12 protein-coding genes are annotated in these 9267 nt (G+C 66.1%); 2 read left to right on the top strand and 10 right to left on the bottom strand.

Annotated elements, in window-relative coordinates:
• Window positions 1-12: 12 nt before the first annotated feature.
• Both OC450_RS11585 and OC450_RS11580 read right to left on the bottom strand, forming a co-directional pair.
• The gene (locus tag OC450_RS11585) at window positions 13-162 is read right to left on the bottom strand and encodes a hypothetical protein (protein WP_143273908.1); all 150 of its coding nucleotides are present in this window, start codon (window positions 160-162) and stop codon (window positions 13-15) included.
• Window positions 163-412: 250 nt separating this feature from the next.
• The gene (locus OC450_RS11580; protein ID WP_262047908.1) at window positions 413-1237 is read right to left on the bottom strand and encodes a dienelactone hydrolase family protein; all 825 of its coding nucleotides are present in this window, start codon (window positions 1235-1237) and stop codon (window positions 413-415) included.
• Between the two features lie 176 nt (window positions 1238-1413).
• On the opposite strand from OC450_RS11580, the gene OC450_RS11575 reads away from it, so the two are divergent.
• Window positions 1414-1635, top strand: a complete 222-nt coding sequence (locus OC450_RS11575; RefSeq protein WP_211381433.1) for a DUF2093 domain-containing protein — start codon at window positions 1414-1416, stop codon at window positions 1633-1635.
• 16 nt (window positions 1636-1651) lie between these two features.
• Here the strand turns inward: OC450_RS11575 and OC450_RS34420 are convergent, their stop codons facing one another.
• A complete protein-coding gene (locus tag OC450_RS34420) occupies window positions 1652-2308 on the bottom strand; it encodes a hypothetical protein (RefSeq protein WP_410050509.1) in 657 nt (218 codons plus the stop codon).
• Between the two features lie 120 nt (window positions 2309-2428).
• Between OC450_RS34420 and OC450_RS11565 the strand changes: the two genes are divergently transcribed.
• Window positions 2429-2680, top strand: coding sequence for a hypothetical protein (locus tag OC450_RS11565; RefSeq protein ID WP_249128798.1), 252 nt, complete (start codon window positions 2429-2431; stop codon window positions 2678-2680).
• Between the two features lie 382 nt (window positions 2681-3062).
• Here the strand turns inward: OC450_RS11565 and OC450_RS11560 are convergent, their stop codons facing one another.
• The 7 genes from OC450_RS11560 to OC450_RS11530 all read right to left on the bottom strand — a co-directional run bounded on the left by OC450_RS11560 (window position 3063) and on the right by OC450_RS11530 (window position 9208).
• On the bottom strand, window positions 3063-3398 hold the full coding sequence (locus tag OC450_RS11560) for a GYD domain-containing protein (protein WP_211381432.1): 336 nt from the start codon (window positions 3396-3398) through the stop codon (window positions 3063-3065).
• Between the two features lie 258 nt (window positions 3399-3656).
• Window positions 3657-4673, bottom strand: coding sequence for a tetraacyldisaccharide 4'-kinase (gene lpxK / locus OC450_RS11555; protein ID WP_262047907.1), 1017 nt, complete (start codon window positions 4671-4673; stop codon window positions 3657-3659).
• The gene (locus OC450_RS11550) at window positions 4666-6012 is read right to left on the bottom strand and encodes a 3-deoxy-D-manno-octulosonic acid transferase (protein ID WP_211381430.1); all 1347 of its coding nucleotides are present in this window, start codon (window positions 6010-6012) and stop codon (window positions 4666-4668) included. The genes lpxK and OC450_RS11550 overlap by 8 nt, the downstream gene beginning before the upstream one ends.
• Complete coding sequence (locus OC450_RS11545; protein WP_211381429.1) at window positions 5975-6688, bottom strand: lysophospholipid acyltransferase family protein; 714 nt, start codon at window positions 6686-6688, stop codon at window positions 5975-5977. Before OC450_RS11545 ends, OC450_RS11550 begins: the two co-directional genes overlap by 38 nt.
• Entirely contained in the window at window positions 6685-6927 is a 243-nt protein-coding gene (locus tag OC450_RS11540) for a DUF4170 domain-containing protein (RefSeq protein WP_211381428.1), read from the bottom strand. Before OC450_RS11540 ends, OC450_RS11545 begins: the two co-directional genes overlap by 4 nt.
• A 60-nt stretch (window positions 6928-6987) precedes the next feature.
• Entirely contained in the window at window positions 6988-7806 is an 819-nt protein-coding gene (locus tag OC450_RS11535) for an inositol monophosphatase family protein (protein ID WP_262047906.1), read from the bottom strand.
• Window positions 7793-9208 (bottom strand): TldD/PmbA family protein, encoded by a 1416-nt coding sequence (locus OC450_RS11530; RefSeq protein WP_262047905.1) that lies wholly within the window; start codon window positions 9206-9208, stop codon window positions 7793-7795. The genes OC450_RS11535 and OC450_RS11530 overlap by 14 nt, the downstream gene beginning before the upstream one ends.
• Window positions 9209-9267 lie beyond the last annotated feature (59 nt).

The raw sequence follows: 9267 nt of genomic DNA, 5'->3' as shown, positions 1-9267 counted from the left end.
AGCGCGCGCTACCTACCGGCAGGACAATCCCGCGTCGATCGTGGTCCAGAAGCCGCAATGTTCCGGCGCGCGCATCGGCGCGCCGGCGTGGGCTTCGAACAGGAAGACCGCGACGGTGAAGACGATCAGTGCGGAGGAGAACAGAACGAAGCGGTTGCGCATGTGAGATGCGTTTACCCGACATCGTGGTCGAATGATGGCACCGCCACATGCTGAAACCGCAGCCGCGCGCGATCCGTAGATTTACGGTCGGCCATTATCCATGCAGGGCGGTGGTCGATGCGGGGCTGTCCGCCTCACGCTGTTCCTCGGGCAGCCCCGCTTCCGCCTTCGCTCTACCGAGCTACGGCGGGACAAGTCCGGCTGCGAGCTGCGGCGGGAGAAGTCCGCCCATCGGACTACGGCGCCGTCTCTACCGCGCCAGCCATTCCGCGACTTCCTTCTGCGACTCCGCGCGCGCTACCGCATCGGTGCCGAGATGGCCGTGCTCGGGCACCGCAACGTCGGTGCTGCCGGCAGCCGCGTGCAGCGGCGTGTTGGCACGGTCGAAATCGTGATAGGCGCCCGGATAGACCACGATGCGTGCGAGCGCGCTGCGGCCATGCGCGCCCTCGACCATCTGGCGGCAGGCCGGCGGCGAGGAGACATCGTCATTGCCGCCGATCAGCACCAGCGTCGGCACCCGCGCGCTCCAGCCGAGGCCGGCGGAGATCCGGCAGTCCGGATAGAACGCGATCGCGGCGCGGAAATCCGGGGCCGCGTCGCGCGCCGCACCCTGCGGACGCACGGCCCAGAGCAGCGCACTCGCGCCATTGGCCCAGCCGATCAGGCTGACGCGGCCGCGCGCCACCCAGGCCTGCTTCATCAGCCAGGCGCGCGAGGCCGCGATGTCGCCGACGCGTTCGCGCCGCGCCTTGAGGTGCATCTCCTTGACGCGGCATTGCGGCCCGAGCTCGCGCGAGCCGTAGCTGTCGGGCAGCAGCACGGCGTTGCCGGCCCTCACGAGCCGCTCGGCCCAGTCGCGGTAGCGCGGTAGTACGGGATCGGAATGGCCGCCGAGGCCGCCGCAGCCATGCAGCGCGATCACGGTCGGAAACGGTCCCTCGCCCACGGGCTTGTAGAGCTGCGCGTGCAAAATTCCGGACGCCAGCGGAATGTCGACCTGCTGCGGCGCCGGCGACGCGTGCGCGGCCGACATCAGGAGCATCAGGAACAGGGCGGTCAGTCGAAGGCGCATCGGACTCTGCGTCAATATCCTTCGCTCAAGCACTATCATGCGGAAACGGCGGCAAAACATCACAAACCGGTGGGTTTACCGGGCGGACAAGCCACCCTATCTATGCTAGATCCGGTCCAACACATCGTGCCCTCCAGGGTTTTCCAGGAAGCGGCCTTCCACGGAGACTTTCGACCGTGCTGAACAAGTTCGGCCCCTCGGGCCATGGCGAAGCGCAGGTGCAATATCTCGACGGCGACTTCCGCGTGATCTCGCCGGGGACCTTCGTGCGTTGCGCGATCACCGACACGCGCATCCCGCTCGACGAGTTGAAATACTGGAGCGTGGACCTGCAGGAAGCCTACGCCACGCCCGCCGCCGTGCTGCAGCGGCACTACCCCGCCGCGCCGCGGCCGTAAGGCCGCGCCGGCGCTTCTAGTGTTGCCCGGGACCATCGCCGCCCACGCAGGTCTTGATGAAATTCTTGCGGGGCTCACCGACGACCTTCTGATCGATCGCCTGCTTCAGGCAATCGAGCCGCGCCTGCGCCAGGCAGAGCTGCATCTGGTCGCGCTTGTCCTGTCCCTTCAGGCTCGCCGTGGTGGCGAGACATGTCACGCGCCTGGTCGCGGGAACCGGCACTGTGGCGGTGGAAGCCGCCGGCGGCGCCGTTTGCGCAAACACCGGCGCAACAATCAGACACACAAGGCTGGCGGCAACGGCTGCGGACGGCAATTTCATCGCATTCTCCCGATCGTCTGAAATCGATAGGAGCCGTGCGATGAATGTCGCCTGAATGGCGAACTGCGGTAGGGTGGGGAAAGCGCGCTGCTCTGCCAGGGTAGCACGAGCGGTGCAGCCTGTCGCGAGGCACGGGGATGGATGTGTCGGCGTCCCGACGATGTTCGTGCGCACCTGAGCTGCGAGTCTCACAGCCGAAATGATCTCCGTCGTGCCGATCCGCGTTGCATCGCATAGTGCTTGCACTTCGTGGTTAGTCTTTTCGCGCTGTGGTTGGATTCTTTGTCGCGGGTCGGCGCCCTTGAGTTGTTTGACGAAGTCTTGGTGAAACAGAAGGCTGCTATGCTGCATGTTAGGTAATTGGCCCTGCTCTTTTTATCGCACAGACAATCAAGTCAACCAAACGGCCATTGAGCTTTGGAATTGGCGCAGTCTGTGAACGGGCTCATATCGAGAGCCATATGATGGGCTATGATTCACCTCGAAAATTCGCGGTGGAATGTCTGTAAATCGAAAAGTCAAACGATGGGTTTGATCATGCCCACCATACTAGACCTGCTCTATCGTGAATATTGCCGCGCCCGCCTCGCTGAAATGCGGAAACAGCTTCTGATCGCAGCTGAACGCTCTGAAGCTCTCGAAGCGCATTATCATCCTGCGGGTCAGGGTGACGATGAGAGGGCGGACGCACAACACAAGACCGGTCGCGGCGTGCCGAATTGAAGCGGCCCCTGGACCGGCGACCTCTCCCGCGTAGTAGCGACCAAGCAATTGGCAGCAGTTTGGGAGGCAGCAATGAATACACCCGAGTGCTACACTGTCATGGTGACCTGCGTCACGTGCCTGACCATTGTCGGATTGATGGCCGTTGGGGCGTGGTGAGCATGACTGACTGCTGAACCGCGATCGCAGGCGTTAACTGGGCCGCAGGCAGGCACGTTCAGTCGGACCTATGGCGCCGGACGCAGCACGCGCCGTACCGCATCGTCCGTCAACGGACGCCGGAAGGCCTTCGTCTCACCTCGGTTTGCAGAATTGATTCTTGATGTGACGTGGGCGTTGCCGCCGCGACTGCGGCGGCTTCGCTTTAGACTAGATTCGAATGTCAGCTTCCGGGCGGGGTATACGAAGAACGCAGCTTCGCCGCGTTCTGGCGGACCTGCTTGATCTCGTCCTGCGTGAACAACCGAGTCAGTTTCACGTTCTGCAGGGTGCCCGCCGTGACGGTCAGGCCGGAAATTGCCGGAGCCGCCGACGGATCGGGCACATCGAAAATAACCAGAACGCCTGGGCCGTCGGCCGCAACGCTGTACATCGAAAGCAGCTTTCCACCGGCCGCTTCGATGAGTTTTCTGGCCGCCTCCTGGCGATTGGTCGTGGGGTTTTCCAAAATGGCGTTGAGAGCGCGTGGTGTGTATTGTCCGGTGAGGCAAAAATGCATGGCATGTCCTCCTCTGGGCTTTTGGCAATGACTCTCCCTGCCGTTCCGAACTGGTCGTTACGGCCGCTGCATCTGAAATGATCAAGGTACTGCCCGCCGTGGGCATAAACGCCGCCAATGATTTCCGGGAGTTCGGCACGTCCCGGCGACGGCTCTCATGCAAGGCTATATCAACTCCCGAATGCGCGGAAGAGAATTCATCGGCTGCGACACTTCGCTTTTTGGCCGCGGCGGCGTCGCTTTGCCTGCCCTTCGAGATCAACGCGTGCTGAACCGCCGCTCGCGCGCCTTGTAGAGCTGGTCGCTGATCAATTGTCGCAGCGCCGCCGGGTCGTCGAATTCGAGCTGGACGGCGAACGGCACGATGCCGCCGGGCACGCCCTCGCGGCCGCGCAGGCGCGCGAGATCCTTTTCCGTCGTCACCAGGGTGAGCTGCTCGCGCTGCGCTTCCGCTGCGAGCGCGGCGATCTCGTCGTCCGAAAACATGTGGTGATCGGCGAAGGGACGCGTGCGCGCGATCTCGATGCCGCAGGCGCGCAAGCTGCGGAAGAAGCGCTCGGGATCGCCGATGCCGGCGAAGGCGAAAACCCGCTTGCCGAGGAGTTGCGCAACCGAAGCTGCGTCCGGCTTCAGCCGGGCGCGCAGCACCGGCGTGTCGCGACCGGCGAGCTCGGCCGCGACATCATCCGCGGCATGGCCGCCGCCTATCAGCACCAGCGCGTCGGTGCGCGCGAGCTGCGCCTGCAGCGGCGCGCGCAGGGGGCCGGCCGGAAACATCTTGCCGTTGCCGAGGCCGCGCTCGCTGTCGATCACGATCAACGACGCATCCTTGAGCAGACGCGGGTTCTGGAAACCGTCGTCCATCAGGATCACGGTGGCGCCTTGCGACTTCGCCAGCACCGCGCCGTCGAGACGGTCGCGCGCCACCGCAACAGGAACGTCGCGCGCCATCATCAGGGGCTCGTCGCCGACATCGGATGCGGTGTGACGCATCCGGTCGACCATCACAGGACCCTTCAGGCTGCCGCCGTAACCGCGGCTGATCACCACCGGCGTCTCGCCGAGCTCGCGCAACAGCCTGGTCAGCGCCAGCACGGTCGGCGTCTTGCCGGCGCCGCCGACATGGTAGTTGCCGACGCAGATCACGGGGATGCCGGCGTCCACGCCCTCGCGCAGCATGCGCCGTTCGGCGATCGCGCCGTAGAGCGCGCCCAACGGCCATAATGCGTGCGATTCGAGCGAACGTGGCCGGTACCAGAAGGCCGGCTCACGCATTGGCCGCCCCCATCTCGATCCGCAACTGCAACAGATACGGCTCGAGCGCGGTCATGGTGCGCTCGAGCGCGCCGCCGAGCTGCTCCACCACGCCGTGGCCTGCGTGCTGGATCCTGTCGCGCAGGGCGGGATCGGCCAGCAGCTGGCCGAGCAGCTTGACCAGCGTCTCCTGCGTGTCGGCCTGGCGCGCGCCGCCGCTGCCGTCGAGCGCCTCATAGACCTCGGCGAAATTGAAGACGTGCGGACCATGGACGATGGCCGCGCCGAGCTTGATCGCCTCGATCGGATTCTGACCGCCATGGCGGATCAGCGAGCCGCCCATGAACACGATCGGCGAGAGGCGGTAGAACAGGCCGAGCTCGCCCATGGTGTCGGCGACATAGACGTCGGTGGTCGCCGTCGGCAGTTCCTCGCGCGAGCGCAGCGCGGGCTCGAGGCCCGATGCCGTGATCAGGCCCGAGATCGAGGAGCCGCGATCCGGATGGCGCGGCACGATCACGGTGAGGAGCTGCGGGAAGAAACCGGCGAGGCTGCGATGCGCCGCCACCAGCATCTCCTCCTCGCCCGGATGGGTCGAGGCGGCGACGATGATCGGACGCCCGCGCGTCATCGCCATCAGCCGTTCGAGCTTGGCGGGATCGGCGGGCGGCGCGGCAACGTCGAGCTTGAGATTGCCCGTGGTGACGACGTCGCGGCCGCCGAGCGTCGAGAAGCGCTCGGCATCGGTCTTCGACTGCGCAAGGCAAATGTCGAACCGCGACAGCAGCGCCGAGATGGTGCCGTGCATGCGCCGCCAGCGCGGGAACGAGCGCGGCGACATCCGGCCGTTGATCAGCACCATCGGCACGCGGCGCGCCGCGCCGGCCAGGATCAGGTTCGGCCACAGATCGGATTCGATGAACAGCGCCAGCGACGGCTTCCAATGGTCGAGGAAGCGCGCGACGTAGCGCGGGGAATCATACGGGACGTATTGATGGATGACGTCGGGCGGAAAGCGTTTTGCGACGACGGCGGCCGAGGTGACCGTGCCGGAGGTGAGGAGGATGCGCAGATTGAGATCGCGCAGCCGCTCGATCAGCGCCGCCGCGGCCAGCACCTCGCCGACGCTGGCGCCGTGGATCCAGACCAGCGGTCCGTGCGGCCGCACGTCCCGGGACAGGCCCCGCCGTTCGCCGACACGCGCGGGATCTTCCTTGCCCTGCTTCAGCCGCCGCTTGATCAGCGCAGGCGCGAGCGGCACCAGGCCGCGAGCCAGGCGCCGATACATCCGCAGTGTCATCGGCAGCGAGCCGGGCAGCGAGTTAGCCATCTGCGGGTCCCGGGCGGCCGAGTTGCGCATAAGCGCGCCGGGTCGCCTCGTTCAACGTCTCTTCCAGCTCGAGCCGCAGCGCTTCCATGGTGGCGGCGTCGGCATCGGGCGGAACGTGGATTTCCTTGATGCCGACCAATGCGCCCCGCCCGAACGGCAGGTTGATGGTGGTGCGGTCCCAGTTCTGGAGCCGGACGAAGCGGCTGGTCGCCATCGCAAAAGGCATGATCGGCCGCCCCGATTCCCGTGCCAGCATGATGATGCCGAGCCCGGCCACGCGCGAGCGCTTGGGGACATCGGCGGTCAGCGCGACATTACAACCGTCCTGGAGCGTGCGCACCATTTCCTTGAAGGCGCCGACGCCGCCCTTGCGATGGAAGGCGCCGCCATGGTCGCCGGACCCGCGGATGGTGCCGATGCCGAGCCGCTCGGCGGCGATCGCGTTGAACTCGCCGTCGCGGTGGCGGGAGATCAGGACCCTGGCCTTGTACCAGTCCTTGTTCTTGATGAACGGCGTGAGGAAATGCTGGCCGTGCCAGAAGGCGAAGATGGCGGGGATCTGCGGCTCGACGCGGTCATAGACATCAGGCGGATCGAACGTGAACTTGTTGGTCCGCCAGACCAGACGCAGGTATTCGGCCGCCAGGATCCCGACGGCACGCTGAACAAAGCTGCTTCGCAGCGTATTGCGAAGCAGCTTTTTCAACGCGCCGGTTCTTGATTCGGGTCGAGCAGCCGATGAAGATGGACGATGAAATAGCGCATCTGCGCGTTGTCGACCGTGCTCTGCGCCTTGGCCCGCCAGGCGGCGTGCGCGGTCGCGTAGTTCGGATAGAGGCCGACGACCTCGACGTCGTCGAGGTTCTTGAAGGTGTTGTGCTCGAGATTGACGAGCTCGCCGCCGATCACGAGGTGAAGCAGTTGTTGCGGGGCACTATCTGGCATGGATTCTGTTCCTAACGGGCTGCCCGGCAAAGCAGTGTTCGACAAGCAGGACGAAAGCGCTCAGGGCAAGGGGCGGGCTCGAAAATGCGCGACAATGTTCGCATGTCGATCGCGACCCGCTGCCACCAGCACCCCGTGCGCCACTTCCCGGCGGTTATAGAGGATGGGATCTCCGGAGAGGTCGCTCATCCTACCATCCGCTTCCTGCACGATCAAATCGGCCGCCGCAAGGTCCCAATCATGGCTGTTGCCCCCCGCAAAGGCCACATCCAGTGCGCCATGGGCGACCCGGCAGAGCCGCAGCGCGAGCGAACCGATTCGCGGATGCAGCATGATCTCGCCGAGCGACGGCTTGAGGCGCTCGACCAGAGGCTTCGGGCCCGCGACACGCGAGAAGTCCAGCTCGGATCCGGACGCTGCCCGCACCGGCGCGCCGTTGAGGGTGGTGCCCTGACCGCGGGCCGCGAAGAAGAATTCGTCGCTGGTCGGCGCGAACACCGCGGCGAGGACGGGCGTAGCGTCCTCGACCAGCGCGACGCTGACGCACCATTCGTCATGGCCATTGAGGTAATTGCGCGTGCCGTCGATGGGATCGACGATCCAGGTCAGCCGCCGCGACAGCCGCGCGGCATCGTCGGCGCTCTCCTCCGACAGCCAGCCATAGTCGGGCGTCGCAGCGCGCAGGCGCGTTTCCAGCAGCTCGTTGACGGCGATGTCGGCTTCCGACACCGGCGAGGACGCGCCCTTGGTCCACTTTCTCAACTCGGTGCGGAACATCGACCGCGCCAGAGCACCCGCTTCCCGCACCGCGTCTTGCAGCAGCGCCGCGTCGCGCGTCAGGATGGATCGATCTGTCGGGTTCGCGTCAACGTCCGCCAAGCGTCAAACCCTCGATGCGCACCGTCGGCGCATTGATGCCGTAGCGGAACTCGAGATTGTTCGCGGGCTGCATCGACGTGAAGATCTCGAACAGGTGCCCTGCGATCGTCACCTCGCTCACGGCATAGGTGAGCTCGCCGTTCTCGATCCAGAAGCCGGACGCGCCGCGGCTGTAATCGCCGGTGACGCCGTTGACACCGGAGCCGATCAGGTCGGTGACGTAGAAGCCCTGCTTGATGTCGGAGATCAGCTCGGCCGGCGTCGGCGTGCCGGCTTCGAGATGCAGATTGTACGGCCCGGGCGACGGCGAGGACGAGACGCCGCGATGGGCGTGGCCGGTGGTGGTGAGGCCGAGCTCCCGCGCGGTGGCGCAGTCGAGCAGCCAGGTCGTCAGCACGCCCTCGTCGATCAGCGCGATCTTCTTCACAGCCACGCCTTCGGCATCGAACGTCTGCGAGCGCAGGCCACGCTTGCGCAGGGGATCGTCGACGATGCGGATGTTTTTCGCGAACAGCTGCTGGCCGAGCTTGTCCTTCAGGAAGCTGGTCTTGCGCGCGATCGAGGCGCCGTTGATGGCGCCGACGACGTGGCCGACCAGCGAGCCGGCAACGCGCGGATCGAACACGACCGGCACCTTGCAGGTCTCGACCTTGCGCGGATTGAAGCGCGCCACGGTGCGCTCGCCGGCGGAGCGGCCGACGATCTCCGGCGACAAGAGGTCCGCGCCATGCGGCGCCGAAGTGAAGTCGTAATCGCGCTCCATGCCGGTGCCTTCGCCGACAATCGCGGTCGCCGAGATGCCCTGGCTCGAGCGCAGGTAAGAGCCGTGGAAGCCGGTGCTGGTCACGAGCACCATGCCGCCCATGCCGGCGGAGGCCGAGGCGCCGCCGGATTTGGTGACGCCCTTCACCGCGAGCGCGGCAGCCTCGGCCTCGAGCGCGCGGCGCTCGAGCTCCGAGGTTGCGGGCACGTCGGGATCGAGCAGATCGAGATCGGGGAAGTCGCGCGCGAGCAGTGCGGGATCGGCGAGGCCGACATATTTGTCGTCGGGCGCGACGCGCGCCATCGCGACCGCGCGTTCGGCAAGCTTGGTCACCGCATCGCCGCTGGCGTCGTTGGTCGAGACCACCGCCTGGCGCTGGCCGACCAGCACGCGCAGGCCGACGTCGTCGCCCTCGGACCGCTCGGATTCCTCGACGCGCCCGTCGCGCACCTCGACGCCTTGCGAGATGCCGCGCACCGCGACCGCGTCGGCCGCATCCGCGCCGGCGCGCCTGGCAGCCTCGACCAGCCGCTGCGCGAGATCGGAGAGCGCCGACTGGTCGAACAGGTCGCGATTGGCCTTGGACGATTCTTTGGAGGAATCCTTGGGCGAAAGCGTCGAGCTTGGTGAAGGGTTCACAAACGAAATCCTGTTGGGGCGGGGGTTCGGGACCGGAACCCACAGATGTGCCCGATTGG

The organism is Bradyrhizobium sp. Bra78, assembly GCF_024519855.1.
Taxonomy (GTDB): domain Bacteria; phylum Pseudomonadota; class Alphaproteobacteria; order Rhizobiales; family Xanthobacteraceae; genus Bradyrhizobium; species Bradyrhizobium japonicum_G.
This window is presented reverse-complemented; position numbering and strand designations above follow the sequence as displayed.